The 25,399-nt window shown below is 36.6% G+C and carries 28 protein-coding genes, 1 pseudogene and 1 riboswitch; of the genes and pseudogenes, 21 read left to right on the top strand and 8 right to left on the bottom strand.

Annotated elements, in window-relative coordinates; all coding sequences use genetic code 11:
- Positions 1-19 precede the first annotated feature (19 nt).
- Positions 20-1,669 (bottom strand): putative bifunctional diguanylate cyclase/phosphodiesterase, encoded by a 1,650-nt coding sequence (locus H964_RS10475; RefSeq protein ID WP_039767442.1) that lies wholly within the window; start codon positions 1,667-1,669, stop codon positions 20-22.
- 159 nt (positions 1,670-1,828) lie between these two features.
- Here H964_RS10475 and H964_RS10470 point away from each other — a divergent pair, with 159 nt between their 5' ends.
- The 8 genes from H964_RS10470 (at position 1,829) to H964_RS10435 (ending at position 7,491) form a co-directional block, all read left to right on the top strand.
- Positions 1,829-2,611: an Mrp/NBP35 family ATP-binding protein gene (locus tag H964_RS10470; RefSeq protein WP_039767440.1), complete on the top strand. Its 783-nt coding sequence runs from the start codon at positions 1,829-1,831 to the stop codon at positions 2,609-2,611.
- A gap of 209 nt (positions 2,612-2,820) precedes the next feature.
- Positions 2,821-3,045, top strand: coding sequence for a DUF5320 family protein (locus H964_RS10465; RefSeq protein WP_039767438.1), 225 nt, complete (start codon positions 2,821-2,823; stop codon positions 3,043-3,045).
- A gap of 124 nt (positions 3,046-3,169) precedes the next feature.
- Positions 3,170-3,430 (top strand): hypothetical protein, encoded by a 261-nt coding sequence (locus tag H964_RS12555; RefSeq protein WP_039767436.1) that lies wholly within the window; start codon positions 3,170-3,172, stop codon positions 3,428-3,430.
- Entirely contained in the window at positions 3,402-3,788 is a 387-nt protein-coding gene (locus H964_RS10455) for a NifB/NifX family molybdenum-iron cluster-binding protein (RefSeq protein ID WP_039767434.1), read from the top strand. The genes H964_RS12555 and H964_RS10455 overlap by 29 nt, the downstream gene beginning before the upstream one ends.
- A 159-nt stretch (positions 3,789-3,947) precedes the next feature.
- Positions 3,948-4,367 carry a DUF134 domain-containing protein gene (locus H964_RS10450; RefSeq protein ID WP_039767432.1) on the top strand — a complete coding sequence of 140 codons (420 nt, stop codon included), beginning with the start codon at positions 3,948-3,950 and terminating at the stop codon, positions 4,365-4,367.
- Positions 4,368-4,477: 110 nt separating this feature from the next.
- On the top strand, positions 4,478-6,937 hold the full coding sequence (locus H964_RS10445) for a heavy metal translocating P-type ATPase (protein ID WP_039767430.1): 2,460 nt from the start codon (positions 4,478-4,480) through the stop codon (positions 6,935-6,937).
- 29 nt (positions 6,938-6,966) lie between these two features.
- On the top strand, positions 6,967-7,176 hold the full coding sequence (locus H964_RS10440) for a heavy-metal-associated domain-containing protein (protein ID WP_011915840.1): 210 nt from the start codon (positions 6,967-6,969) through the stop codon (positions 7,174-7,176).
- Between the two features lie 105 nt (positions 7,177-7,281).
- Positions 7,282-7,491: a heavy-metal-associated domain-containing protein gene (locus H964_RS10435; protein WP_039767428.1), complete on the top strand. Its 210-nt coding sequence runs from the start codon at positions 7,282-7,284 to the stop codon at positions 7,489-7,491.
- A gap of 51 nt (positions 7,492-7,542) precedes the next feature.
- On the opposite strand, the gene H964_RS10430 is transcribed toward H964_RS10435, so the two are convergent.
- Genes H964_RS10430 through mntA form a run of 3 tightly spaced genes read right to left on the bottom strand, consistent with a single transcriptional unit; the run spans position 7,543 to position 9,206 of the window.
- The gene (locus H964_RS10430; RefSeq protein ID WP_039767574.1) at positions 7,543-8,622 is read right to left on the bottom strand and encodes a DUF1646 family protein; all 1,080 of its coding nucleotides are present in this window, start codon (positions 8,620-8,622) and stop codon (positions 7,543-7,545) included.
- Between the two features lie 44 nt (positions 8,623-8,666).
- Complete coding sequence (locus H964_RS12440; protein WP_307189060.1) at positions 8,667-8,780, bottom strand: HepT-like ribonuclease domain-containing protein; 114 nt, start codon at positions 8,778-8,780, stop codon at positions 8,667-8,669.
- 15 nt (positions 8,781-8,795) lie between these two features.
- Positions 8,796-9,206 (bottom strand): type VII toxin-antitoxin system MntA family adenylyltransferase antitoxin, encoded by a 411-nt coding sequence (mntA, locus tag H964_RS10425; protein WP_039767426.1) that lies wholly within the window; start codon positions 9,204-9,206, stop codon positions 8,796-8,798.
- Between the two features lie 183 nt (positions 9,207-9,389).
- On the opposite strand from mntA, the gene H964_RS10420 reads away from it, so the two are divergent.
- The 7 genes from H964_RS10420 to H964_RS10385 all read left to right on the top strand — a co-directional run bounded on the left by H964_RS10420 (position 9,390) and on the right by H964_RS10385 (position 13,714).
- A complete protein-coding gene (locus tag H964_RS10420) occupies positions 9,390-9,710 on the top strand; it encodes a hypothetical protein (protein ID WP_039767424.1) in 321 nt (106 codons plus the stop codon).
- Positions 9,683-9,964 carry a type II toxin-antitoxin system RelE family toxin gene (locus tag H964_RS10415; RefSeq protein WP_039767422.1) on the top strand — a complete coding sequence of 94 codons (282 nt, stop codon included), beginning with the start codon at positions 9,683-9,685 and terminating at the stop codon, positions 9,962-9,964. Before H964_RS10420 ends, H964_RS10415 begins: the two co-directional genes overlap by 28 nt.
- Positions 9,965-10,002: 38 nt before the next feature.
- Positions 10,003-10,154, top strand: a riboswitch (cyclic di-AMP (ydaO/yuaA leader).
- Between the two features lie 153 nt (positions 10,155-10,307).
- Positions 10,308-11,534: a glutamate 2,3-aminomutase gene (gene eam, locus H964_RS10405; RefSeq protein ID WP_039767418.1), complete on the top strand. Its 1,227-nt coding sequence runs from the start codon at positions 10,308-10,310 to the stop codon at positions 11,532-11,534.
- A 201-nt stretch (positions 11,535-11,735) separates the two neighbouring features.
- A complete protein-coding gene (locus tag H964_RS10400; protein WP_039767416.1) occupies positions 11,736-12,260 on the top strand; it encodes a DUF3794 domain-containing protein in 525 nt (174 codons plus the stop codon).
- Between the two features lie 31 nt (positions 12,261-12,291).
- Entirely contained in the window at positions 12,292-12,813 is a 522-nt protein-coding gene (locus H964_RS10395) for a DUF3794 domain-containing protein (RefSeq protein WP_039767414.1), read from the top strand.
- A 75-nt stretch (positions 12,814-12,888) separates the two neighbouring features.
- Positions 12,889-13,359 carry an SPOCS domain-containing protein gene (locus tag H964_RS10390; protein ID WP_039767412.1) on the top strand — a complete coding sequence of 157 codons (471 nt, stop codon included), beginning with the start codon at positions 12,889-12,891 and terminating at the stop codon, positions 13,357-13,359.
- Positions 13,360-13,366: 7 nt separating this feature from the next.
- Positions 13,367-13,714 (top strand): hypothetical protein, encoded by a 348-nt coding sequence (locus H964_RS10385; RefSeq protein ID WP_011915850.1) that lies wholly within the window; start codon positions 13,367-13,369, stop codon positions 13,712-13,714.
- A 41-nt stretch (positions 13,715-13,755) separates the two neighbouring features.
- On the opposite strand, the gene H964_RS10380 is transcribed toward H964_RS10385, so the two are convergent.
- Together H964_RS10380 and H964_RS10375 are read right to left on the bottom strand one after the other, a co-directional pair.
- Complete coding sequence (locus H964_RS10380; RefSeq protein ID WP_039767410.1) at positions 13,756-15,243, bottom strand: sugar ABC transporter ATP-binding protein; 1,488 nt, start codon at positions 15,241-15,243, stop codon at positions 13,756-13,758.
- A gap of 7 nt (positions 15,244-15,250) precedes the next feature.
- Positions 15,251-16,030, bottom strand: coding sequence for a DeoR/GlpR family DNA-binding transcription regulator (locus H964_RS10375; RefSeq protein ID WP_039767408.1), 780 nt, complete (start codon positions 16,028-16,030; stop codon positions 15,251-15,253).
- Positions 16,031-16,320: 290 nt separating this feature from the next.
- On the opposite strand from H964_RS10375, the gene H964_RS10370 reads away from it, so the two are divergent.
- From H964_RS10370 to H964_RS10355, 4 genes are all read left to right on the top strand, one after another.
- Positions 16,321-17,820: a sugar ABC transporter ATP-binding protein gene (locus tag H964_RS10370; protein WP_039767407.1), complete on the top strand. Its 1,500-nt coding sequence runs from the start codon at positions 16,321-16,323 to the stop codon at positions 17,818-17,820.
- Positions 17,821-17,848: 28 nt separating this feature from the next.
- On the top strand, positions 17,849-18,835 hold the full coding sequence (locus H964_RS10365) for an ABC transporter permease (RefSeq protein WP_039767572.1): 987 nt from the start codon (positions 17,849-17,851) through the stop codon (positions 18,833-18,835).
- A 115-nt stretch (positions 18,836-18,950) separates the two neighbouring features.
- Positions 18,951-19,988 (top strand): substrate-binding domain-containing protein, encoded by a 1,038-nt coding sequence (locus tag H964_RS10360; RefSeq protein ID WP_039767405.1) that lies wholly within the window; start codon positions 18,951-18,953, stop codon positions 19,986-19,988.
- Positions 19,989-20,188: 200 nt separating this feature from the next.
- Positions 20,189-21,229 (top strand): Rpn family recombination-promoting nuclease/putative transposase, encoded by a 1,041-nt coding sequence (locus H964_RS10355; RefSeq protein WP_039767403.1) that lies wholly within the window; start codon positions 20,189-20,191, stop codon positions 21,227-21,229.
- An 82-nt stretch (positions 21,230-21,311) separates the two neighbouring features.
- Here H964_RS10355 and H964_RS10350 read toward each other — a convergent pair whose 3' ends face one another.
- Positions 21,312-22,079 carry a tRNA (adenine-N1)-methyltransferase gene (locus H964_RS10350; protein WP_039767401.1) on the bottom strand — a complete coding sequence of 256 codons (768 nt, stop codon included), beginning with the start codon at positions 22,077-22,079 and terminating at the stop codon, positions 21,312-21,314.
- Between the two features lie 65 nt (positions 22,080-22,144).
- Entirely contained in the window at positions 22,145-22,516 is a 372-nt protein-coding gene (locus H964_RS10345) for a CBS domain-containing protein (protein ID WP_039767400.1), read from the bottom strand.
- 177 nt (positions 22,517-22,693) lie between these two features.
- Here H964_RS10345 and H964_RS10340 point away from each other — a divergent pair, with 177 nt between their 5' ends.
- Positions 22,694-24,799 (top strand): efflux RND transporter permease subunit, encoded by a 2,106-nt coding sequence (locus H964_RS10340; RefSeq protein ID WP_039767397.1) that lies wholly within the window; start codon positions 22,694-22,696, stop codon positions 24,797-24,799.
- 32 nt (positions 24,800-24,831) lie between these two features.
- Positions 24,832-25,399 (top strand): annotated as a pseudogene (locus H964_RS10335) (hypothetical protein); the annotation flags it as partial.

The following is a 25,399-nucleotide window of genomic DNA, read 5'->3' as shown; positions in this document are numbered from 1 at the left end:
ATCAAATTCTATCCGGCTTTTAAAATCTCTTTGCAAGCTCCAAAAGCTCTTCTTTTGGCATAGGCTTTCCAAAAAGATACCCTTGCCCAAAGTCACATGAGAAGGTTTTTAGAAGTTCTGCCTGTCTTTTATCTTCTATACCTTCTGCAACAACTTTCAGATCTAAAATATGAGAAAGGTTAATCAGGCTTTTTGCTAATTTTTGCTCTTTTTGGTCATAGGTCATATTTTGTATAAAGCTTCTATCAATCTTGACAATGTCAATTGGAAGCTGTTTTAGGTAGTTCAAAGATGAATAACCTGTTCCAAAATCGTCAAGCAAGATCTTTATGCCTCTTTCTTTTAAAAAGTTCAAAATCTCAATTGTCTTTCGGGGGTCAACCATTGCAACTGATTCTGTGATTTCAATGCCAAATTCTGTTGGTTCGATCTTCAAGCTGTTTATAGAATATAGAACATTGTCTACAAAATTTGAGGTTGAAAACTCCTTCAATGAAACATTTACAGAAACATAGAAACTGTCATTTATCGCCATTTTGATTTCTTTCAAGTCGGAAACCGACCTTGAAATGACCCACTCACCAATCTTAGAAATCAGACCTGTTTGTTCAGCAATTGGAATAAAGGAAAGAGGTGGAATAAATCCTTTTTCTGGATGAATCCAGCGAATTAATGCCTCTGCTCCACAGATTTTCATTCTTTTAAGGTCAATAATAGGCTGATAAAACAATTCAAATTGATTTTGTTCAATTGCCTTTCTCAAAGACCATTCTAATTCAAATTGCTCCTGCAAAGCTTTGTCCATTTCTTTATTGTAAAAACAAAAAGTGTTTTTCCCTTTCTCTTTTGCACTATTCAAAGCTTTGTGAGCATTTTCCAAAAGTGTTGTTGCATCATTGCCATCATTAGGAAATATAGCAATTCCAATGCTGGCTGTTATATAGAATTCATAATCCATAATTTTCCAAAGTTTGTTAAATATGCTGGTAAATTTGTGTATAAAATAGTCAAGTAAATGGATATCAATAAAGTTATACAAAATTATTGCAAACTCATCGCCTGTAAGACGGGCAACAAAACCTTTGTCGGCTACTACTGATTTTAGTCTATTAGCAATCTTTTTCAAAACCGAATCTCCTGCTATATGTCCTAAAGTGTTGTTGACTTTGTTAAGGTTATCAATGTCTATATAGATAATGGCAAGCTGCTGATTTTTCAAGTAAGCTTCTTTTACAGCCTTTTCAAGCACAAGCTGAAAATGGTTTTTGTTCGGAAGTCCTGTTAAACTGTCGAAAAAAGAAAGCTCTCTTATCTTTGCTTGATTTTTTGCAAGCTTTTTGTACTGAACAGCTAACTTCTCTTGTGTTTGTGAAAGCTCTGCATTTGTCTTTTGCAGTTCTTCTAAGGTATTTTGCAATTTGCTTTCGGAAAGATGTAAAGTGTATAACTTACCACGTATTAAAAAGTACAAAAGAATTCCAGTGATTACAACAAACATCCAGCCCTTCAAGATAGAAATCAATGAAAAAAGCTGTTTGCTTTCAAACATCTTACTTGCTATGTAGTCAGATGAAATAATCCACACACTACCCACAAGCATGTAAATTCCAGCTATTTTTGCAGCATAACTACTCGCTTTTCGACCCGCACCTTTGTTCTTTTCTTTCATTTTTTTACTCCACTATTTACTTTACATAACCTTTAAAAATATTTATACCCGGTTTGTAAAAATAATTAACATTAAAATTTAAAAGTTATTGACATATGCCAAAAATGAATATAAAATATGAAAGCACAAGAAAATTTTATGATAAGGAGAGGTTTTAAGTTGAGAGAAAATGTAATGCACCCAATTCCCAAAAATGAATTTACTGATGTTAAAAAGATTTATGCAATTGTCAGTGGCAAAGGCGGAGTTGGAAAAAGCCTTGTTACATCCCTTTTAGCGGTGGGACTGAGAAGAGAAGGGTTTGATGTAGGGGTGTTTGATGCTGATATTACAGGCCCTTCCATTCCAAAGATTTTTGGTGTAACTGGCGCAAAGATTGATTCTGACTCTAAAGCAATTTATCCTGTGAGGACTCATAATGATATAAGAATAATGTCAATGAATCTGCTTTTGAATAAAGAAGATGCTCCTGTTATTTGGAGAGGACCACTCATTGCAAAAACAATAGAACAGTTTTGGACAGAGGTTGGCTGGGGTGTACTGGACTATCTTCTTATTGACATGCCACCTGGAACTGGTGATGTTGTTCTCACAGTTTTTCAGTCAATTCCAATTGATGGGATAATAATTGTAACATCTCCTCAAGACCTTGTATCTTTAATAGTCAAAAAAGCCTATAACATGGCAAAACAGATGGATATACCAATTGTGGGGATTGTAGAGAATATGAGCTATGCGATATGCCCTCATTGCGGAAAAGAGATTGATATCTTTGGCAAAAGCAAATTAGAGAGCATAGCCCAGCAGTTAGATTTAAAAATTTTAGGCAGGGTTCCAATAGACCCAGAACTTACTAAACTTTGTGATGAAGGTGAAATTGAAAAGGCAAGGAACTTGTACCTGGATTCTTGCATTGAAGTTTTGAAGAAAGAGATTGCATAAAGAAAAGGCTTTTAGGTGGCTTTTTGTTTTAAAAACTTGAGAGCTTTTTAAGCATCGAAACTATTTATCTTGGCTGCTTCAGTGCCCTTGTGAAAAAACAAGGGTAAAATTTTTTCAAAAAAGTTATTGACATATGCCAAAAACAGAGTATAATTATAATTGGCATATGCTAATAATAAAATAAAAACCGCTTCGGAGGTGGAAAAGCGATGCCTTGGGGTTTTGGACCTGCGTGGGCAGGAAGAGGATTTGGCAGAGGGTTTGGCGGTGGTTTTGGTTTTGGCAGAGGTCTTGGAATTTGCAAATGGCTGTATTTGAGCACTTCAAGTGACCTTCCTTTTGCTAAAGAAGCTTTGGAGTATGAAAAGCAGATTTTAGAGCAAAGGTTAAAATTAATTGACAAGCTTCTTTCAAAGGATCAAAAACAAGAGTAAAAGCTAAAAATTTGCTTTTGAAGGGGGGCTTTCAAAAAGGTAAATTCTCATGCCCCCCTAAAATACCTTTTTAGGTGTAGATTGAAAAGGAATGAGCTTCAGTTTCAAAATATGGTGAAATGATATGGTGGTGTATAAAAAGAGGGTTTTAAGAAATAATCAAATATGTGAAATGATACTTGACAATTTAAAGGAAAATGGCAACATTGCGAAAAAAGAAGACTTGGTTAAAAAACTAATAAGCTTTGCAAGTTTGAGTACTATATTTGTATTGTACGAGTTTCACGGAATTTGCAAAAGTTGCTTGCTGTCAAAAAGTTCAAACCCATTGAATTTAAAAAAGGAGGAGATAAACAATGAAAATAGCAGTTATGCTAATAGGTGACAAAATAAGCCCTCATTTTGGTGGCAGCGAAAAAGTTTGCATATATACAGTTGAAAATGGTGCTATTGTAGGAAAAGAATATTTTGACATGCCAGAGCACAGAGCTGGCCTTTTTACAAAGTTTATAAAACAAAAAGGAGCTGATGTTGTAATTGCAGGGTCAATGGGCGAGAGGGCAAGATATATATTCGATAGCCTTGGCATTAAGTATTTTATCGGTGTTTTAGGCTCTCCAGATGAAGCAGTTGAAAAGCTATTAAAAGGTGAGCTAAAATCAGATGAAATGCTTGCAAAAGAGATTCATGACCATGAAGAGAGGTTGCATCATCACAGGCATGGTCGAGGCATGCCTTCTTGATACCATTTTTCCTAAGATATGTTAACCAACAATGCATACTTGACAAACTATTTTGCGTTAAAAAAATGAAATATAGTGGTATAATAAACTATATAAAGAGAGATTAAGTTGGCACAAAAATTTCAACCAAAGGTGAAACCAGAAAAGGGGGCCTGAGTTTTGCCAAGACCAATTAGGTGCCGAAGAGTTGAGTTTTTACCAAAATTTAAGTATTTTTCTCCTGCTCAAGGGACCAGTGATGAAGTAACATTGAAAGTAGAAGAATTAGAGGCAATCAGGCTGAAAGATCTGGAAGGGTTGATGCAGGAAGAGTGTGCGCAGAAGATGCAAGTCTCGCGTCAGACATTTCAACTCATTTTAGAAGAGGCGAGGAAAAAAATTGCAGATGCGCTTGTTCATGGCAAGGCTATAAGGATAGAAGGCGGGAATTATGTATATGGAAAGTGTTCATATATATGCCTAAACTGTGGTAAAGTCTTTGACTCAGATTACCATGAATGTCCAGAATGCCATTCGAAAGACATTGGTTGCACAAGAGGCAGAGGAAGATGCTATTGCTTTGGACATGGAAGAAGATAATTGATGATGAAAATTTTTTTATTTATTTTTAATTCCCACTTGACATATAGGAATAGTGGAGTATATAATATAATTGAAAATGGCATATGCCAAAAGGAGGATGAAATAAAGTGGAAAGAAAAATATTAGATGTTATGGGTATGAGCTGTGCTTCATGTGCAAGAGCTATTGAAAAGAGTGTAAGCAAAGTAGAAGGTGTAAGCTCGGCCTCTGTAAATTTTGCCACGGAAAAGCTTGTTGTAGAGTATGATGAAACCAAAACTAACCTGGAAAAGATAAAAGAAGCTGTAAAGAAGGCAGGTTATGATGTAAAAGACATTCCAGATGACACGGCAAAAGATGTTATAATACCCATTGGTGGTATGTCATGTGCATCATGTGCAAGGGCTATTGAAAAATCTATCTCGAAGTTGCCGGGTATTAAAGAAGTGAGTGTTAATTTTGCAACAGAAAAAGCAAGAGTTGTTTATGATCCTTCCAAAGTAAGGCTTTCAGAGATTAAAGAAGCAATCAAAAAAGCAGGTTATACTCCGCTTGAGGTAGAAGAAACAACTGCTGCAGAAAGCCAAGCAGATCGTAAAAAACTTGAAGAGCAATACTGGTTCAAAAGATTTGTAATTTCAGCTATTTTTGCTGTACCAGTACTGTATATTGCGATGGGCAATATTATCGGTTTGCCCCTCCCTCAGATAATTGACCCTGATAAAAATCCTTTCAACTTTGTTTTTATCCAATTGATACTGTCAATACCAATCTTTATAGCAGGTATACGATTTTACACAGTGGGGTTTAGTAGGCTTATACAACGCCACCCAAATATGGATTCGTTGATTGCTATTGGTACTGCTGCAGCATATATATATGGAATCTATGGAATGTTTAAAATCGCTGCTGGTGATACAAGCTTTGTTGAAGAGTCGTATTTTGAGACAGCAGGAGTAATAATTACGCTTATCCTTCTTGGCAGATACTTTGAGGTGGTTTCAAAAGGAAGAGCATCTGATGCAATCAAAAAACTGATGGGACTTGCTCCAAAAACAGCAACTATTTTACGCGACGGTCAGGAAACGGTTATTCCAATTGAAGAGATAGAAGTTGGAGATATTTTGATAATAAAACCTGGTGAGAAAATTCCAACTGATGGTGAAGTAATAGACGGAAGAACTTCTGTTGATGAGTCTATGCTAACCGGTGAAAGCATTCCAGTTGAAAAAACGGTTGGAAGCCCTGTATATGGTGGCACAATCAACAAAAACGGTACTATAAAAGTCAGAGCAACAAAAGTTGGTAAAGATACTGTGTTGTCGCAGATAATAAAGCTAATAGAGGAAGCGCAAGCTTCAAAACCACCAATTGCACGACTTGCAGACATTATTTCTGGCTATTTTGTCCCTGCGGTGATAGCAATTGCAATAATCTCGGGAACACTTTGGTATGTATGGGGCAAACCCGGTAGCTTTGCCTTGAAAGTATTTATAACTGTGCTCATCATTGCATGCCCGTGCGCACTGGGATTAGCGACACCGACTGCAGTAATGGTTGCAACAGGTAAGGGTGCTGAATTTGGAGTGCTGTTCAAAAGCGGTGAAGCACTTGAGACATTGCATAAAATTGATACTATTGTTTTCGACAAGACAGGGACAATTACCGAAGGAAAACCAAAAGTTACAGACATCATAACTGCCGAAGGATTTGATGAATTAGAAGTCCTAAGACTTGCTGCCTCGGCAGAAAAAACATCAGAACATCCTTTGGCTGAGGCAATAGTAAACTATGCGAAAGAAAAGAACTTAGACCTTGTTGATGCACAAGAGTTTGAGGCTATTCCAGGGTTTGGAATTGAAGCTACAGTGGATGGCAAAAATATCTTGCTTGGCAATAGGAGGTTGATGGAACAGAGAAACGTAAGCATTTGGTTGACAGACGAGGTTCAGAGATTGTCACAAGAAGGAAAGACTGCTATGTTCATTGCAATTGATGGTAAGTTTGCTGGAATAATTGCTGTTGCTGATGTTATCAAACCTACAAGTAAAAAAGCGATAGAGATTTTGCATAAGATGGGCATTAACACTGTTATGTTAACAGGTGACAACAGACAAACTGCTCTGGCAATTGCAAGGCAGGTTGGCATAGATAAAGTTATTGCTGAAGTTTTGCCTCAAAATAAGGCTGAAGAAGTGAAAAAGCTCCAGACAGAAGGGAAAAAGGTTGTAATGGTTGGCGATGGAATCAATGATGCTCCAGCATTGACTCAGGCTGACGTTGGAATTGCAATTGGGTCTGGTACAGATGTTGCAATTGAATCTGCTGATGTTGTGCTAATGAAGAGCGACATAATGGATGTGGTGACAGCTATTGACCTTAGCAAGAAAGCAATAAGGAACATAAAACAGAATCTCTTCTGGGCATTTTTCTACAACACTGCTGGTATTCCAATTGCTGCTGGAGTTTTGCATATATTTGGCGGCCCGCTTTTGAACCCGGTAATAGCGGCTTTGGCGATGGCGTTCTCATCTGTGTCGGTTGTCACAAACGCTCTGCGTTTGCGAAGATATAGACCTGCAAAATAAAAAATTTATTTGAAGAGGAGGGCTTTACAATGACAAAAAAGATTTATATTGAAGGCATGACATGTGACCATTGTGCGAAAGCTGTTGAGAATGCTCTCAAGGAACTTCATGGGGTAATGTCAGCAAGTGTAAACCTGGCAGAAAAGTATGCAATTGTTGAACTTCACCACCCCATCGAAGATGAGAAGTTTGTTGCTGCTGTGGATGATGCAGGCTATAAAGTAGTAAAGATTGAGTAAAAAGTTGGCAAGCTAATTAGCATTTTGAGCTAACCACTTTGGTTGCATCTGTGAAGAATTATCAAAGAAAATAAAAAATTTAATTAAGAAAGGAGTTGTTTTGAAATGACAAAAAAGATTTATATCAAGGGAATGGGAAGTGAACACTGTGCAAAAATAGTTGAGAACACTTTAAAATCCTTAGATGGCGTTCATTCTGTTAAAGTGGATTTGAAAGAAAAGGTTGCTACTGTTGAACTTCACAAAGATGTGAAGGACGACGAGTTTGTTCGAGCAATTGATGATGCAGGGTATGAGGTTGTAAGAATAGAATAGGGGCTGGGATATTACCAGCCCCTATGTTTTTTAAACTATTTCTTTTTCCATTTAAACTACAAAAAGAAGTAGGTAGAATGCAAGAAGGGAAATTAATCCCAGTGGCAGTCCCAGCTTTACCCATTCCTTACTCTTTATTTCAAGTTTATTTGCCGCAATTATGTTTGGAATATCACCTTGAATTAAAATACCGCCACTTGCAAGAAGGCTTAAAAGTATTGCTTTAATTTGGCCAGTTGAAAGGCTTGGTGTGATCTCAGCAGCTGCAACGGTTGCATTGTCGAGGGCTGCTGAGATGATGTTTATCCAAAATAGGAGTTTGTCTCCTAGTTTTACAACATATTTATCAATGAAAGGCTTAAAACCACTGCCCAACAGTTCCAATGCAACTATAAACATAAAAATTTTGCCAGCACGCAGCATTATATCCTTCCTTGCCTCAAGATCTAAAATGGCTCTCTCTTCGGCTTTCACAATAGCCTTTTCTTCTGTGAGAAGCTCTTCATAGGTTGATAGAATACACCCTTTTTTTCTTTCATAAAGCAGGATAAAATAGCTTAAAAGTGATAAGATAATTATTGTGGGTATTATATAAATTCCAAGATTTTTAAGTATATACAAAAATTCGGCATTCAACGAACTTACAACAATTGTTGAAAGTGGCTCTCCAACTGGAGTTAAAGCTGCACCAAATCCGATAGAAAAGCAGCCTATTATTGCTACTTTAACCTTTGTTTTGTGTTTCATGGGCAGAAGGTGTATTATTTCAACAAGTATCAGTGTGGCAACAATTGCAGTGATAATGCTTGATATAAGCCCAAGAAATAAAATTACAAGAGATACAAAGGCCTCTATTTTAATTCTACTCAAAATAGAATTTATTACAGTTTTAAGTTTGCTGACTGTGAGGTTAAACACAAAACCCATAACAAGAACAACACCGGTAACAAGATAAAGAAGATAATTGCTAAATACATGTCCCAGAAGGTGAAATGATAAAGTTTTAGAAACCACAGTTGCTAAGATACCCATTACAAGCAAAAATAGCTCCAAATTGTGCTCAATTTTACGAAAAATGAAAGGTAATATAAAGACAAGCAACAGGATTATTATCAGCAATATGTCAACCACCATAAATAGATCCTCCTTTAAACAATTTTTAATAGCGCTCCATTTTATAACATAAGCTTTTCAGTGATTTCATCTATAAATTTATCAAAGTCACTAAGATTGTTTTGAAGTATCTCAAACAGGGCTAAATTATCAACCTCAAAATACAAATGAACAATTCTATTTCATCTATATTAAATAGCATGATGATTTCTTTCCTTTAATTCTTCGTAGAATTTCCTGTAAAAGTACTCATGATCTTGATACAAATCCAGAACTATCTCCTCAAAATCTGCTACTTTGACGGGGTCTTTTTTAATTATTTCTTTTCCTTCACTGATAGTTTTAAACTGTAAGGTTAGCGGTGCTTTGTTAAGGTTTATAATGTCCACTTTGTCTGTTTGAAGAATGTCAGATATCTGCACTTCTAAATCCAGTTCATCAAAAAAGCTAATTTCTTTAGAAAATAAAATCGCAAGGTCAATATCACTATTTTCTGTTTGATATTTTGTACCATACGAACCTACTATCCAAACAGCTACTATATCATCTCGCGCTTTAAAAAAATTAATAAGCTCAGGGAGTTTATTATCTACATTCAACACTGCCGCTTCAACTCCACATAAAAATCTTATTTAATAATACCATGAAAAAACCACATATTTCAAGATATTTACAGCAAAGCTTATGTTGAAAAACTTTAAACTTTAAAAGATTGTTAATAGAGCTTCAAATGTGGTATAATTAAAACCAAGAGAATTTAATTTAGTTCTTTGAGGTGTATAAAATTGATTTCAAGAAAAAAAATGAAAATTCACATTGTAGAATCAGACGTGCAAAATATTGAAGCAAAAATAGAATTGATTAAAAAATATTTAGAAACTGAAACAAAGGAAAATCTCCTCTCCTTTGTTATTTCCTTGTTAGATGCCTTAAAAGATATACCTTTTGATTTATTCCCTGCAAGATTAAAAGATATATTAATTGAATGGGCAGAAACTGCTGAAATCTGTCTTGATGATGAACTTATGGATAGATTAAAAGAAGCAGAGGAAGAGTTTAAATCAGGTGGCGGTATTAAATGGGAATATCCGACAAATTCAACATAATTCTTTCTAAAAATGCATATAAATATCTGCAGAAGTTACCTCAAAATATCAAAAAAAGGATTGTAACTATTTTAGAAGAAGAATTATCACAGAATCCATTTTGTTCCTCTAAAATCAGACCATTGCATGGCAAATTAGAAGGGTTTTACAGATACAAAGAAGGTGATTTAAGGATAATATATAGGGTGGAAAAAGAGCAGCTTACAGTTTACATCTATGAGATAGGTCCAAGAGGGGATATTTATAAAAAGTAGAGACCGAAAATATAAAAATAAATATAAAATATAGCACTCCTTTTAAAAAGCTGAATTCCCAGGGGAAAAGACCTGGGATACGGGGGACCCAATTTTTCTCGGGGTGAATCAGAAGCCAAAGGCTTCTGTAGGGCTAACCCTTTCGGCCCGAACCCGTCAGCTAACCTCGGAAGCTTTGAAAGGGGAGGCAAAAGAGGTTTTACGCCTTTTAATAGGCGCAAAAGAAGGCGTTCTTTTGCCTTTGATTTCAAAGCAGCCAAATTCCGAGGTTATGGAGTTTGGCTGCTTTTATTTTTGTTAGATAACTTGTGCGACAAGATTTTGAAAGGAGGTTATTTGGCAAATGGAAAGGTTAGATGTTGTTAACAACAGAGAAAGGTTCGAGAAGCTAAAAGAAACAATTCAAGACTACTTAGAGGTCAAAGACACAATCAAAACGGGCATAGAGGATGAGGAAAAGATTGAATATCAAAAGAAAAAGATACTTTCTTACTTTGGTGCAAGTGAAAAGGATTGGGAAAATTATAAATGGCAGCTGAAAAATAGAATTACCTCAGCCAAAATATTAAAAGATCTTCTAAACCTTGATGAAAAAGAAGCACAGCAAATAGAAGAAGTAGCAAAGATTTATCGCTTTGCAATCTCACCTTACTATTTGTCGCTAATTGACCCAAATGAACCAAGCTGCCCAATAAAAAAACAATCTGTTCCAAGCAGCTTAGAGCTGATAGAAAAAGGCGAGCTTGACCCAATGGACGAAGAGAACACATCACCTACAAAGATTATTACACAGCGCTATCCAGACAGGCTGATAATAAAAGTCACAAACATATGTGGGATGTTTTGCAGATTTTGCCAGCGAAGAAGGCTGATTGGCGAGACTGATACACACGCATCCTTAGACGATATTACAGATGCAATAGAGTATGTGGCACATAACCCGCACATTCGAGATGTACTTATCACAGGCGGCGATGCCCTGATGCTTTCTGATGAGATTTTAGAGTGGATTTTAAGGCTACTTAGGCAAATACCTCATGTTGAGATAATCCGAATTGGCACACGAGCACCCGTGACATTGCCACAAAGAATTACAAAAGATCTTGTTGATATGCTAAAGAAATATCATCCAATTTATATAAACACCCACTTTAACCACCCACGTGAGATAACAAAAGAATCAAAAAGAGCTTGCGAGATGTTATCTGACGCAGGAGTTCCCCTTGGCAACCAAATGGTACTGCTAAATGGGGTCAATAACGACAAGTTTGTTGTTCGAAAGCTCAATCAAGAGCTTTTAAAAATCAGAGTAAAGCCATATTATATCTTTCATCCAAAAAGAGTAAAAGGAACCTCGCACTTTTGGGTGACAATTGAGGAAGGCATGGAGATTATTGAGAGCCTCAGAGGAAGAACCTCAGGCATGGCAATTCCCACATACATCATAAATGCTCCAAAAGGCAAAGGAAAAACCCCAATTTTGCCAAATTATCTTCTTTACTTTGGCAAAGACAAAGTGGTTTTTAGAAACTGGGAAGGTGAGATTTTTGAGGTGGATAATGAGCAATAAGCCTAATTTAAGTTTTTGTCTTGAGCAACCGCAATTTTGTGGTTGCTCTTTTATATTGTTTTTGTTATTTGCAACGAGACCTTGAGGAATCATTTTAACCTCATACTGTCCCCTCTTTCTTCTAAAAATTCCTATCACACATTTTTGCTCCATTTCATATTATGCTTATGTAAACACACTAAAAACGGAGATGATGGTTTGATGCTCAAAAACTTTATCAGTATCGAAGGGGTTGCAAATGTATCTGAGTTTCCCACACTTACAACTCTTGACAGATACAACCAGTTCGAGGTAGAAGAACAAGTTACAATACCTGCAGAAAAGCCTGAGATGGAGCAAATTGTATCTGTTATGGTAGAGGCAAGTATAAAAAACTACTATGCAATTGCAACACCAACCGGGCTAAAAGTAATTATCGAAGGTGAACTTAAGCAAAAGATAACATATGTTGCAAATGAACCTACACAGTCTATTCACTCAGCAATGTTTATAACAGGCTTTTGCAACTTTATAGATATACCACTCAATCTTCCAACTGGTCAGAATGTGCTAAACCTTTTACAAACCCTTGGAATTACCTTGGATGATGTAATCAGCGCACCACCAAATATCATTATAGAAGACTTTTCTATATCCCAGATTGACACAAGAAAAGCCAAAAAATGTGCAATACTTTTTGCATGGGTAAGAGTAAACGCGCTATTGGCAACCTACTTGCCAGCTTAGAACAATTGATTTTATGGAGGTGTGAGAAAGAATGCTTAGAAATTTTGTTGACATAATCGGAATTGCTGATGCGTCAAGCTTTCCAACTTTACTTCCGACAAATCCTAACACAGAATATATTGTAGAAGAAAAACTTACAATTCCTCAGGAAAAACCTGATGTTGAGCAAATAAACACAGTTTTGATTGAAGCAAAGGTTACAGACTCAAGAGTAATTCCAACACCTGTTGGACTGAAAATTGTTGTTGATGGTGAGCTCAAACAAAAGATCATATACACAGCCAATGTCCCAGAGCAGTCTGTTCACTCAGTTTTGTATGTCGAGCCATTTTGCACATTCATTGAAGTGCCGCTTAATCTTCCTGCTGGTACAAACACATTACAGCTTCTGCAGACATTGGGCATCACTTTAAACGATGTTTTGGTTGGAAAACCCAACGTGCTGATTGAAGATGTGACAGTATCACTTCTTGACCCAAGAACAATTGAAAAATGCACAGTCCTTTTCATCTGGGCAACATTAAATGCTGCGCTATCAACTGTACTTGGCTAAATTTAGTATCATAAAATAGGAGAAGTTGCCATAAAATCAACATTAGAACAATGTTAAAAAGGTCTATAGGAAAAGATGGAAATACAAAAAGGTTGTGCATACTTAGGGATAATTGAGCCACATGAGTATGACGATGTAAAAAAGACACACGTTTATAAACAAGTGCTGACAAAGGCAGAGTTTGAAATTCCAGAGTCAAAGCCAGAGATAGAAGATTTTTCGTCGGTAGTGATGCAAATTACAAGAAAAAAGTGCAAGCTAATCTGTGGGCCGCTTGGTGACAAAATAGTTGTCACAGGTACAATAAACTTAAATGTGATGTACACGGCTGCAAATCCACAGCAATCTGTTCACAATGTACATTTATGCCACGATGTTGATGCTTTTATAAACATCAAATGCTTGGAAGAGGCTCACAAAAGCTTTTGTGGCTGCTGCGATGTTAAGATGTATATTGAGTGGGCTGATCTTGAGGTAGTAGACAAAAGAAGAATCAAAGGATGCTTTTTAGTGTTGATAACTGCCAAGTGCAAGTCTGTAAAGTAAGGAAGTGATGATAGCTTTGAGTGGTCCAGAGTTTGTCAGAAAGCCAAGGGATGAAATTATAAATGAGATTTTAGAGTCCATTGCAAAAGAAGAGATGGCTATTGCAAATCTTATGAACGCTGAGGCTGAGAAGATAAAAAGAGTTGTTGCAAGCCATGATCTTCCGAAAGCTGAGGATTTTTCACAGCTACTTAGTCTTCAAAAACTTGTTGCAGAGATTTTAGAAAAGCTCATTCAAAAACAAAATATCATAATCAAAAAGCTTGATATGATAAGAGAGTTTAAGGCAACTATAATAAAGAAAGAAAAACCTCATCCTTATCATCCTATGCCGCAATATGACAATGAAGAGTGAAAAGTTTTAATCTTGGTGGTGTATACCATCAAGATTTTTTGTTATTTGCTTTCTAAAATTCCCATTGCACTTTTTAAAATTCTATCATAATCCATTTCCTTCTTTGAAAACTCATGAACTTTTTTGCCTTCTCTCAAAACCAAAATCCTGTCGCACATGCCAATTAGCTCTGAAAATTCAGAGGAGATGAAAATTATTGCACAGCCAATTCGCGCAAGCTCGTTTATGATGTTATACACCTCAACCTTAGATGCCAAATCCAAACCCTTTGTTGGCTCATCAAGAATAAATACCAAAGACTGGGAAAATAACCACTTGGCAATCAAGACCTTTTGCTGATTACCTCCAGATAGAGTTGCTATCTTTTGAGAAATTTCCTTTGGCTTTATCCCAAGCCGCTTTATAAAAAAATTTGCAATCTTCTCTTGACGTAATGAGTCAATGAAAAAACCATTTACAATATTCCAAATATTAGACGAGATGATATTATCTGCAATGTTCAAAGTCTTAAAAAGTCCTGTGCCAATCCTATCTTCGCTCATAAATGCAATGCCGTTTTTGATTGCATCAGATGGGCTTGAAAGCTTCAAAAGATTTCCTTTAATAAAAATCTCTCCCGAGTCTATCTTTTCAGCACCAAAAAGTGCTTTTGCCAAGAAACTTCTTCCAGAGCCAACAAGCCCTGCTATTACGTACACCTCACCGCTTCTTACCTCAAACGATATGTCCTCTATTATACCAGACTTTGTTAAATTTTTGACGCTAAAAATAACCGGTCCCTTTTCTACTTTTAGCTTTGGATATGTTCTATTTATTTTTCCAAAAATAAAAGAAATTGCTCTGTTTAAATTAAAGCTTGTTACCTTATCGGATGCCACAACCTCGCCGTCGCGCAATATTGTTATTCTATCAGCAATGGAGAGTGCTTCCTCTACCATATTTGTGACAAATATTATGATGATTCCTTTTTGTTTTAAATCCTTGATAATTCTAAAAAGGTTTTCTATCTCATAGGAAGTTAGGCCAGCTGTTGGCTCATCGAAAATGATTGCCTTTGCATCTTGCACAAGTGCACGACAAATCTCTATCACCTGAAGTTGAGATGTGCCAAGGTTTTTGCAACTTGCCTCTGGATTTATGCTAACACCCATTTTAGCAAGAATTTCTGAAGAGAGCTTTATCATCTTTTTAGTGCTGATAAATCCAAGGCTATTTTTTGGCTTGTTTTCAATGAAGATATTTTCTGCAACAGAAAGGTGCGGAAAGTACAAAAGTTCCTGATGCACGGTGAAAATTCCAAGCGACTTTGCCAAAAGCGGATTTAGGCTTGAAAAAGCCTTGCCATCTAGTATAACTTTTCCTTCAGACGGCTGGTATGTTCCGTTGATAACCTTTGTTAGAGTAGTTTTGCCAGAACCGTTTTTACCTAATATTACATGCACTTCGCCCTCGAAAAACTCAAGGTTGACTCTCTTTAGGGCGTAAAACTCTTCAAACTTCTTTGACACATTTTCTAAGACAATTGACATAACAGCTTCAAACCTCTCTTTCAAGGTCAGAAAAGTCAAAACTGCAAAATATCTGAGTGCCGTTTTCAAAGAAAAATGATTTATATTCATCAGGCACATTTGTGTCGCTTATTACCTTTTTGATTTCATCAACCTTTGCAATTTGGAAAAGTGAAATTTTATCAAACTTGGAGGAGTCAGCAACAATAATTGTTTCTTTGGCAATTGACTTAAAATACTTATATGCATTTGCAAACTCAACATTGTTGACGGTAAAACCGCGCTCTAAAGATACTCCGTCAACCTCAATAAATGCCTTGTCCACAAATATGTCCATATTAGGATTTACAAGCATTGGCCCTGCTAACATAAATGTATTACCAATAATGTATCCGCCTGTCACAATTGTTTGGATTGAAAGTTTTCCACACTCCAACGCCACCAGAAGATCATTTGTTAAAACTATTATGTTCTTTTTATCTTTTATATACTTTGGTACAAGGCGACATATATTACCACCTGTTAAGATTATTGCCTGATTGTCTTCAATCATGTATGAACAGACCTTTGCAATTGCTTCTTTTTCTGAGTTTTCTTCTATAATTGGTGATAGGAGCTTTGTTGCCTCTTCTTTCAAGATTGCACCGCCATAGGTTTTTATCAGAAAACCTTCACTCTCAAGCTTGTCTAAATCCCGCCTTATTGTCACCTCAGAAACATTCAAAAGCTCAGCAAGTGTTGCAACGTCAACATGTTTTTTTTGCAGCAGGATCTCTTTTATTTTCTTTAACCTCTCAGCAACAAGCATTTAATATTCACCACTTTTACGATTGTATCATTTTTGGTTTTGAAAAAAGTTGTACACGTACAACTTTTATATATCCTTCTTTCCATCAGTGTATTATATTTTATCAAGTCTGTCAACATGGTGAACACTTTTGATAACAACGTTCAAAAAAATAAAAAATTTTTGATTAAAAAAGAAGGATTTTTGATTTGAATGTAGAATATATATAATTACAAGACACAAAATTAAATCAACAATGCACCTGATTAACCAAAAGTTTGTAATGCTAAAACAAAGCGAGGTGAACCTGTGTGAAGGATTCTGCATCTGTTGAACTACTGAGGCTAAATGGTATAACAAAGACATTTCCTGGCACTGTGGCGCTGTCTGATGTGTCATTCTCAGTAAACAAGGCAGAGATTCATGCGGTAGTTGGCGAAAACGGTGCTGGAAAGTCTACTTTGATGAACATCATTTCAGGAAGCCTTCTTCCAGACAAAGGTGAGATATACCTTGAGGGCAAGAAGGTCAGTATAAGGTCTCCAAGAGATGCACAAAATCTTGGTATCAGCATTGTTCACCAGGAACTTGCACTTTGCCCGCACCTCACTGTTGCTGAGAATATCTACATAGGAAGGCTTCCTCAAAAGTCTGGCAAGGTTGTTGATTACAAAAAACTCAATAAAATGTCTGAAGAGATTTTGGCGCTTTTTGATGAGGTAAATATAAATCCCACTGATAAAGTAGCAGATTTGAATGTTGCCCAGCAGCAGATAGTTGAAATTGCAAAGGCGATTACATTTAACTGTAAACTTTTGATCTTAGATGAGCCAACGTCAGCTCTGTCTGAGGCTGATGCAGAAGTTTTGTTTAAGATAATAAGGGATTTAAAATCTAAGGGTATTAGCATTCTTTACATCTCTCACAGGCTGCGTGAGATATTCGAGCTTGCAGACAGAATCACTGTCCTTCGGGATGGAAGATACATTACAACGCTAAATACAGCTGAGACAAATCCCGACCAGGTTGTAAGCCTGATGGTTGGAAGAGAAATCAAAGAAATGTACCCACCAAAGAGCAATAAAATTGGCAGAGAAGTTTTTAGAGTAGAGAATATTAGCTCTGATAAGGTCCAGAATGTATCATTTTCCCTGCACGAAGGTGAAATTTTGGGTTTTGCAGGGCTTGTAGGAAGCGGAAGAACTGAGCTTGCTCAGACAATCTGCGGAATTTTACCGCGCCGCGGTGGAGAAATTTATCTTGAGGGGAAAAAGATTGAGATAAACTCATTCGAAGATGCTATTCAGCATAAAATCGGATATGTTACAGAAGATAGAAAACAGTATGGTCTTTTTCTAAAGCTTCCTGTGGCCTACAATGTTTCGGCTATTTATCTTAAGTATGACTACAACGGACTTTTGATTGACAGGCATATGGAGATAGGACTTGTGCAGGAGTTTGTAAAAAAGCTCAATGTAAAGACTTCTTCATATCTTCAGCTTGTTATGAGTCTTTCTGGTGGAAATCAGCAAAAGGTGATGATAGCAAAATGGCTTGCTATAAAACCGAGGATTTTGATTTTGGATGAGCCGACGCGCGGAATAGACGTTGGCGCAAAGGCAGAGATACATAACTTGCTCAGGGAACTTGCCAGCAGTGGCATAGGAATTATTCTAATTTCATCTGAGATGCCAGAAATCATTGGAATGTGTGATAGAGTTCTTGTCATGAGAGAAGGTAGAATAACAGGCCAGCTTTCTGGCGACAAAATCACTGAAGAGAACATCATGCAGCTTGCTGCACACAAATAATTCTGGGCAAAAGGAGGCAAGAATTGAGATGTCAGTACAATCTTCAAATCAAGCAGCAAGTAAGAGCTTTTTCAAAAAGTTAATGGGGTTTAGAGAAATAACTTTGATTTTTATCATAATTGTAATAAGCGCCATTATATCAATATTGAGCCCAAACTTCTTGACTGCAGAAAATCTTATAACCACAGCTTTGGGTCTTGCAGCAGATGGAATTCTTGCAATAGGTATGACCATTGTGCTTGTCTCAGGTGGCGTAGATCTTTCTGTTGGTTCTGTTCTGGGGCTTTCGGCTGTCATAGCAGGTGGGCTTTATTTAAGCTTCGGTATTAATATCTGGGTTGGGTCCTTAATAGCACTTATTGTTTGTGCTTTGATTGGGCTTTTCAATGGTTATTTCATTGCAAGAGTTGGTATTCCACCTTTAATTGTTACACTGGCTATGATGGGAATAGCTCGTGGTGCTGCTTATGTTTTGACCCAAGGTTCACCACTTGCACTGTATGGCAATCTCAAAGGATTTGAATTTTTAGGACAGGGAAAGATTTTAGGGATTCCATTTTTCATTGTGTTCTTTATACTTCTCATAATCCTGTTTGATTTTTTGATGAGAAAATCTGCACCGTTTAGGCTTGTGTACTATGTAGGCAGCAACGAAAATGCAGCAAAATTGTCTGGTATAAATGTTCCAAAGGTAAAGGTCTCTGTATATGTTCTGATGTCAATCCTGGCAGGAATTGCTGGAATATTTACTCTCTCAAGGTTTTCAGTTGCTGCACCAACAGCTGGAAACGGTTCTGAGCTAAACGCAATCTCTGCGTGCGTCATTGGTGGAGCGTCGCTTGCAGGTGGCGAAGGCACTGTCCTTGGCGCAATCCTTGGTACAATCCTTGTTGGAATCATCAACAATGCGCTTGTGCTTTTGAACGTCTCTGTCTACTGGCAAAACTTGGTCAGCGGTGTGATTTTGATTGCGGCTGTTACAATTGACTATCTCACACATCAAAAAAAGTCTTAAAAGGCTTCAAGGTTAAAGTGTGGTTTTAACTCCTGTTGCCTGCACTGAGGAAAGCTTTGGTGGCATCAGGGGTTAAAATAAATAAAAACAAAATTGGAGGAGGGTTTGATAGGCTATGAAGAAGAACTTTTACAAGTACCTTTCAATTTTTCTTGCGATTGCACTCATTGTGTCTTTGGCTTATGCGCTTGTTCCAAATTCAAAGGATGTCACACAGGCAAGCAGTGGCAATCCAAAACTAAAAGGAAGTCCAAAAGAAGAGTATTACATGGTGACCTTTGCTTCTGGTATTGAGTACTGGAAGGGTTGCTTTAAAGGAATGAAGGCGGCAGCAGACCTGTACGGTGTAAAAGCAATCTACACAGGTGCACCGCAGTTTGATGTAAACCAACAGGTTACTGTTCTTCGTCAGGTTATTGCTAAAAAACCTGCAGGTATTTTAGTTACATGTGCAAATCCGGATGCGTTAAAAGCTCCAATTGATGAGGCAATCAAAAAAGGAATTCCTGTAGTAACATTTGACGCAGACTCTCCAAAGTCCCTTAGATATTCTGTTTTGGAGACAGGAAACTATAACGCAGGTGCAATGGCTGCAAGATACTTAGGAAAGCTTTTAGGCGGAAAAGGTGAAGTGGGTATTTCAACAGTTGCTGCACAGCTCAACCATGAGCAGAGAAAACAAGGATTTATTGATACTCTCAAGAAAGAATTTCCTGGTATCAAAGTTGTTTCAATTGTCAACGACGAAAATGACTCAACAAAAGCAGCAAGAGGGGTAGCAGCTATGCTCCAAGCTCATCCAAACATCAAAGGAATATTCTGCACAGATGCTCCCGGTGGAGTTGGTGTTGCAACAGCCATCAAAGAGGCTAACAAGGTTGGTAAGATTAAGATAGTAAGCTTTGACACAGACAAAGGGACACTTGACCTCATAAAGCAAGGAGTCATTGATGCATCAATTGCACAGGGTACATGGAACATGGGATTCTGGGGCATGACATTCCTGTTCTACTTAAAACATGGTATTGTTAATCCAGTTGATAATTGGAAGAAGTTTGGTATAAATCCACTTCCGCCATACGTCGATACAGGTACGATGGTTGTAACAAAACAAAACGTGGATGCATTCTATAAGGTTAATGTGATAAAGTAAGACAAATTTGTAAGAGTAGTGTCAAGTGCTTGTTCTGGGGAGGCTGTCTTTAAGCTAAAAAAACAGCCTCCCTTATTTTCATGTGCTATCATATTTGCCTTACCAGAAAATATGGTTATTGCCTTACTTTTTTTAGTGTATTTAGTTTTAAGATAATTTATGGTATAATTATTACAAAACACTTCATGTGGGAGAATTTAATGTGTGATAATTTACCTCACAATGTAAATGATCTTGAATACAAATATATATTTTCAAACAAAAGCCTATTTTTGAGACTTTTGAAAAGAATTGGCAAGATGAAGATATTTAATGAACTAACAGAAGAAAACCTTGAACTGGTGGATAAGAACTATGTATTGCCAGATTTTTCTGAACAGGAAAGTGATCTTTTGTACAAGGCAAGATTGCAAGAAGAAGAGGTTTTTTTCTATATTTTGTTTGAACACCAATCTACAGTTGATTATAACATGGCTATGAGGTTGTTATTTTATATAACCGACATTTGGAGAGATTGGCTCAAGCAGTTTGATAAAAATCAATTTAAAAATAAAAGTTTTAAATTTCCACCAGTTGTGCCAATAGTTTTATACGATGGTGATAATCCTTGGACAGCGAGTGTAAATTTGAAAGAGAGAATAATGAATTTTGAGATGTTTGGAAAGTATATAGTAGATTTTGAATACATACTGATTGATTTAAATAATCTTGAAGAGATGGTGTTCAAATATAAAGATGTTTTAAGTTTAATATTAAAATTGAATAAGGTGAGAACAGGTGAGGAGTTAGAAAGATTGTTTTTAGATTTAAATGAATATCTACAAGGTGCAAAAGAAAAAGAGATTAATACCCTAAAGATATGTTTGCCAGCTGCATTGAAGGAATTAGGTGAAGAGAAGATACAAGAAGCAAGAGATATTTTGGAATATATAACAGGAGGTGAAGGTATAATGCCACTTTTTCAAAATTTGAGAAAAATAAGAGAAGAGTGGTATCACGAAGGAATTCAAAAAGGAATTCAGGATGGACTGCAACAAGGACTGCAACAAGGACTGCAACAAGGACTGCAACAAGGGTTGCAACAAGGGCTGCAACAAGGGTTGCAACAAGGGCTGCAGAAAAAGGAGCTTGAGATAGCAGAAAAGATGATAGTAAAAGGATATTCAGATGAGGAAATTCATGAGATAACAGGGCTTGATATTGAAAAGATAAAGGAGCTGCGCGCAAAGCATAATAATTAAATGATTTTTTTCGCTTTGTCCAAAGAAATTTTCTTTGAGAAACAAAAGGGCTGGGCAGAAAAAACTGTCCAACCCTTTGTTTTTACTCACCAATTTTCCTTCCAAAGATCATATAAGCAGTATGGCCTATCATCCTGTCATCAGGTCTGAGCCTTTCTGGCACGGGTTTGTACTGGCGCATCATAATCTCCACAACTTCAGATACATAAAACTTATGTTCTTCTAAAGCTCTCAGGGTTTCAGCAACCTGATTTGTTGTAGGTACAAGTATTCCTACGTGCCCTGCAGGCTTTAATGCTTTTCTGATTTCAGGTATAGCTTCTTCTGGCTCTCTTATGTCCAAGAAAAATGCATCCAAATCTTTTTCTTCTATTCCATCGAGGATTGATTTGTTATGCATCACGACATTGTCAAATTTTGAAAAGCCCTTAATGTTCTTTTCTGCCAGTTTATAAAACTCCTCTCTTTGCTCGTAGGTATATACTTTTCCTTCGTTTCCTACAGCCATTGAAAGATATAAAGTGAAAGCTCCAGAGCCGGTACCTGCTTCACCAACTCTTTTTCCAGGGTTTATATCAAGGCGCATGAGTATGTATGCCCCATCTTTCGGGTAGACAATCTGGGTATGGCGCTTTAGATAATGCATAACATAGTCAAATGTGTCACAAGGGAACACATAATACTCAACATCGTTTGCCACAAAACTGCCGCCTGGTGGTATTTGTGCTAAAGAAGTAGAATCTATATGTCCTGTTGGCAAATTTACTCTCTTTGATACGGTTATGTCAACTACTTTTTTAAAACCGTCTGGGCCAATTATAACCCTTTTTGTTTCAAATCCCTGGTGCAATTGTTAGCCCCCTTTTCACAACAGATTTTTTTGCAATTTTTAAAAATTTACTTGAATATTTAATACTACATTTTTATAAAGTAATCAACTATATCCTCAAGCCCTACAAGCCCTATTACTTTTCCATTGTCTAAGACAGGCACAGCTGAGATGTCATTTTCACGCAAAAGCTTTGCAACATGTTTTATATCATCGTTTTTATCAGCAGTAATTACCGCCTTTGTCATTGCAAGCTCAACAGGATATGTTTCAAAGTGCCCAGGTTGACTTAAGAACCTGTATATATCAGCTTTTACTATAATTCCTTTCAGAAAGTCATTTTCATTTACAACAACCGCAACGCTTTTCTTTCTTTTTTGCATTTGTTCTAAAGCATGCTTTACTGTATCTGCTGGAAAAAGCTTTATAAAATCTTGGTTAATAATGTTTGAGAGCATCTTATCTCCTCCAGAACAAATGTTATTTTTCTCAAAAATTTTTCCTCCTGCTATTTATTATATACCCAAAAGTTTTTACAACCCCAAAAATTTATTTAATGTATTGACTATTGGTCAATTTTGTTTATAATATAAATCATGACTATTAGTCAAAATCTAAATGGAGATGATGCGGCTGTGCACAAGTTTGGGCTTTTTGTTGCAAAGCACAGAAAACTTGTTTTAGCAATTGCAATTTTGCTTTTGATTCCATCAATCTATGGATTTGTTACTACAAAGGTCAATTATGACATTCTCACATACCTTCCAAAGGATTTAGAATCAGTAAAAGGGCAAGATATCTTGGATAAGGAATTTAAGCAAGCTGCACTTTCAATGCTCATTGTAAAAGGAGATATGAACATATCAAGTATTCAAAGGCTCAAGAGTAAAATCTCGCATGTTGATGGGGTTGAAAAGGTCATATGGATTGACGATTTTTTAGACCCAACAATTCCAAAGGAGATGCTACCGGATATTTTGAAAAACACGTTTTATAGCAAAGACTCAACCCTTCTGCTTATCCAGTTTAAAAACTCAGCATCATCACTTGAAACTCAAAATGCAATATCAAAGATAAGGAAAATTGCCACAGCTCAGTGCTTTTTAAGTGGTATGTCAGCAATTATAAAAGATACAAGGGATTTGTCGGACAGAGAAACTCCTTTGTATGTACTTGTTGCTGTAATATTTATATTCATCCTTCTATTGTTGACGATGGAATCACCTATTGTACCTATCCTGTTTTTGACAAGCATCGGGATGGCAATCATATACAACTTGGGTACAAATAAATTCTTAGGGGAGATATCATACATTACAAAATCACTTGCTGCAGTTTTGCAACTTGGTGTTACAATGGACTTTTCAATATTTTTGATGCACAGATACGATGAGGAAAGAAAGAGGTTTGACTCAAAAGAAGAGGCAATGGCAGAGGCTATTTCAAAGACTCTTGTTGCAATCTTGTCAAGTGCTGCAACTGCAATTGCAGGGTTCTTGGCACTCTGTGTGATGAGGCTAAGAATTGGTGCAGACATTGGCATAGTTATGGCAAAAGGAGTATTCCTCGGGGTTATTGGAACTGTAACAATTTTGCCTGCCTTGATTCTAACATTTGACAGGGCAATCCACAAATTTAGACTCAAAAATATCCTTCCAACATTCTCTAAAACAGCAGAGTTTGTAACAAAATACCATGTAGTGCTTTTTGTTGTATTTTTGCTTGCATTTATACCAGCTATTTATGGCAGAGTGAACATCAAAGAATATTACAACCTCATAGATTCTTTGCCAAAGACAATGAAATCTGTGCAGGCAACCGACCTTCTTAAAAAAGAGTACAACATGACAACAACTCATACGGTTTTAGTTGACAGTTCAGTGCCAAAGTATCAGATTAAAAACATGTGTGAAGAGATAAAAAGGGTCAAAGGTGTTGAAAAGGTATTGGCATTTGACGATATCTTGGGACCGGCTATTCCAGATGAGTTTATACCATCGTCTGTCAAGGAGAACTTTGAAAAAGGAAATTTCAAGCTCATAATGATAAACTCCATTTACAAATCAGCTACAAATGAAGAAAATGCCCAGATAGAAAGAATACAGCAAATAGTCAAAAAATATTCTAAACGTTCATATGTTACAGGCGAAGGTGTATTGACCAAAGACCTTGTTGAGATGGCAGACACAGACCTGAAAAGAGTAGATTTTATCTCTATCCTGGCAATATTTATGATAATACTCATAACATTCAAATCAATCTCAATTCCAATAATTTTGGTTTTGGCGATTGAGCTTGCGATATTTATAAATTTAGCAATTCCGTATTACACAAATGTAACAGTACCGTTTATTGCCTCAATTGTACTTGGAACAATCCAGCTTGGTTCTGCTATTAACTATGCAATCTTGATGACAACAAGATTTAGAGAAGAGATTCAAAAAGGTCATGATAGATTTGAAGCTATAAAAATAGCTGTAAAAACATCTTCACGCTCTGTTGTAACAAGTGCGCTGGCATTTGCATTTTCTACATTGGCAGTAGCACTCATTGCAAAGATTGATATGATAAGAAGCCTGTGTGAGATGCTCTCACGAGGTGCAGTTATAAGCATGGTAGTTATATTGTTTGTTCTGCCATCATTATTACTTCTTTTTGAGGGTGCAATTGCCAAAACAACTTTTGGTTGGAGATCAAAAGAAGCTTCTGTAAAGCCATCAGAAGAATATGAAACGTTATAAAGTGAAGAGAAGAGGAGGGAAAGTGTAGTACAATGATGAGAAATAAAGGCTTTTTAAAACTAATTTCTCTCATCCTTGCGGTGGTGTTTTTGTTCACAAACATTACTGCTTTTGCTAATACAGCTGTCAAAAAAGAGACAGTATATGTCATTTTGGACGCTGGCGGCAGAGTAAAAAGCCAGATAGTCACAGACTGGATACACTCAGATACCCCAAATGTCACAATAAAAGACAAATCAGAGCTTGAAAATATAGTAAATCTAAAGGGCGATGAAAGTCCTCAAAAAGATGGAGAATATATCACATGGAAGTTAAATTCCAATGATTTGTTTTATCAGGGCACTATTTCAAAAGAGCTTCCATTTGAGGTTTCAATCAAATACTATTTAAATGGGAAAGAGATAAAACCCCAAGATTTAGCAGGCAAGTCTGGAAAGGTAAAGATAAAGATAGAGGTTGCAAACAAAGAACAAAAGATTGTGAAAATAAATGGAAAAAACAGAACAATTTATCTACCTTTGACCTTTGCGGCGGTTGTAAATCTTCCTCTTGATAAATTCGAGAATGTCAAGACAAATGCTGGTGAGGTCATAACAGAAG

This window comes from Caldicellulosiruptor sp. F32, assembly GCF_000404025.1.
In the GTDB taxonomy this organism is placed as follows: Bacteria; Bacillota; Thermoanaerobacteria; order Caldicellulosiruptorales; family Caldicellulosiruptoraceae; genus Caldicellulosiruptor; species Caldicellulosiruptor saccharolyticus.
This window is presented reverse-complemented; position numbering and strand designations above follow the sequence as displayed.

Excerpts from the sequence above, each read along its gene's own strand:
- H964_RS10395 (WP_039767414.1), top strand. The coding sequence starts at position 12,292 with ATGCTTAGAAATTTTGTTGACATAATCGGAATTGCTGATGCGTCAAGC.
- H964_RS10345 (WP_039767400.1), bottom strand. The coding sequence starts at position 22,516 with ATGCTCTCAAACATTATTAACCAAGATTTTATAAAGCTTTTTCCAGCA.
- H964_RS10365 (WP_039767572.1), top strand. The coding sequence starts at position 17,849 with ATGTCAGTACAATCTTCAAATCAAGCAGCAAGTAAGAGCTTTTTCAAA.
- H964_RS10455 (WP_039767434.1), top strand. The coding sequence starts at position 3,402 with ATGAAAATAGCAGTTATGCTAATAGGTGACAAAATAAGCCCTCATTTT.
- H964_RS10375 (WP_039767408.1), bottom strand. The coding sequence starts at position 16,030 with ATGCTTGTTGCTGAGAGGTTAAAGAAAATAAAAGAGATCCTGCTGCAA.
- H964_RS10380 (WP_039767410.1), bottom strand. The coding sequence starts at position 15,243 with ATGTCAATTGTCTTAGAAAATGTGTCAAAGAAGTTTGAAGAGTTTTAC.
- H964_RS10465 (WP_039767438.1), top strand. The coding sequence starts at position 2,821 with ATGCCTTGGGGTTTTGGACCTGCGTGGGCAGGAAGAGGATTTGGCAGA.
- eam (WP_039767418.1), top strand. The coding sequence starts at position 10,308 with ATGGAAAGGTTAGATGTTGTTAACAACAGAGAAAGGTTCGAGAAGCTA.
- H964_RS10440 (WP_011915840.1), top strand. The coding sequence starts at position 6,967 with ATGACAAAAAAGATTTATATTGAAGGCATGACATGTGACCATTGTGCG.
- H964_RS10435 (WP_039767428.1), top strand. The coding sequence starts at position 7,282 with ATGACAAAAAAGATTTATATCAAGGGAATGGGAAGTGAACACTGTGCA.
- H964_RS10360 (WP_039767405.1), top strand. The coding sequence starts at position 18,951 with ATGAAGAAGAACTTTTACAAGTACCTTTCAATTTTTCTTGCGATTGCA.
- H964_RS12555 (WP_039767436.1), top strand. The coding sequence starts at position 3,170 with ATGGTGGTGTATAAAAAGAGGGTTTTAAGAAATAATCAAATATGTGAA.
- H964_RS10385 (WP_011915850.1), top strand. The coding sequence starts at position 13,367 with ATGATAGCTTTGAGTGGTCCAGAGTTTGTCAGAAAGCCAAGGGATGAA.
- H964_RS10390 (WP_039767412.1), top strand. The coding sequence starts at position 12,889 with ATGGAAATACAAAAAGGTTGTGCATACTTAGGGATAATTGAGCCACAT.
- H964_RS10415 (WP_039767422.1), top strand. The coding sequence starts at position 9,683 with ATGGGAATATCCGACAAATTCAACATAATTCTTTCTAAAAATGCATAT.
- H964_RS10355 (WP_039767403.1), top strand. The coding sequence starts at position 20,189 with ATGTGTGATAATTTACCTCACAATGTAAATGATCTTGAATACAAATAT.
- H964_RS10475 (WP_039767442.1), bottom strand. The coding sequence starts at position 1,669 with ATGAAAGAAAAGAACAAAGGTGCGGGTCGAAAAGCGAGTAGTTATGCT.
- H964_RS10400 (WP_039767416.1), top strand. The coding sequence starts at position 11,736 with ATGCTCAAAAACTTTATCAGTATCGAAGGGGTTGCAAATGTATCTGAG.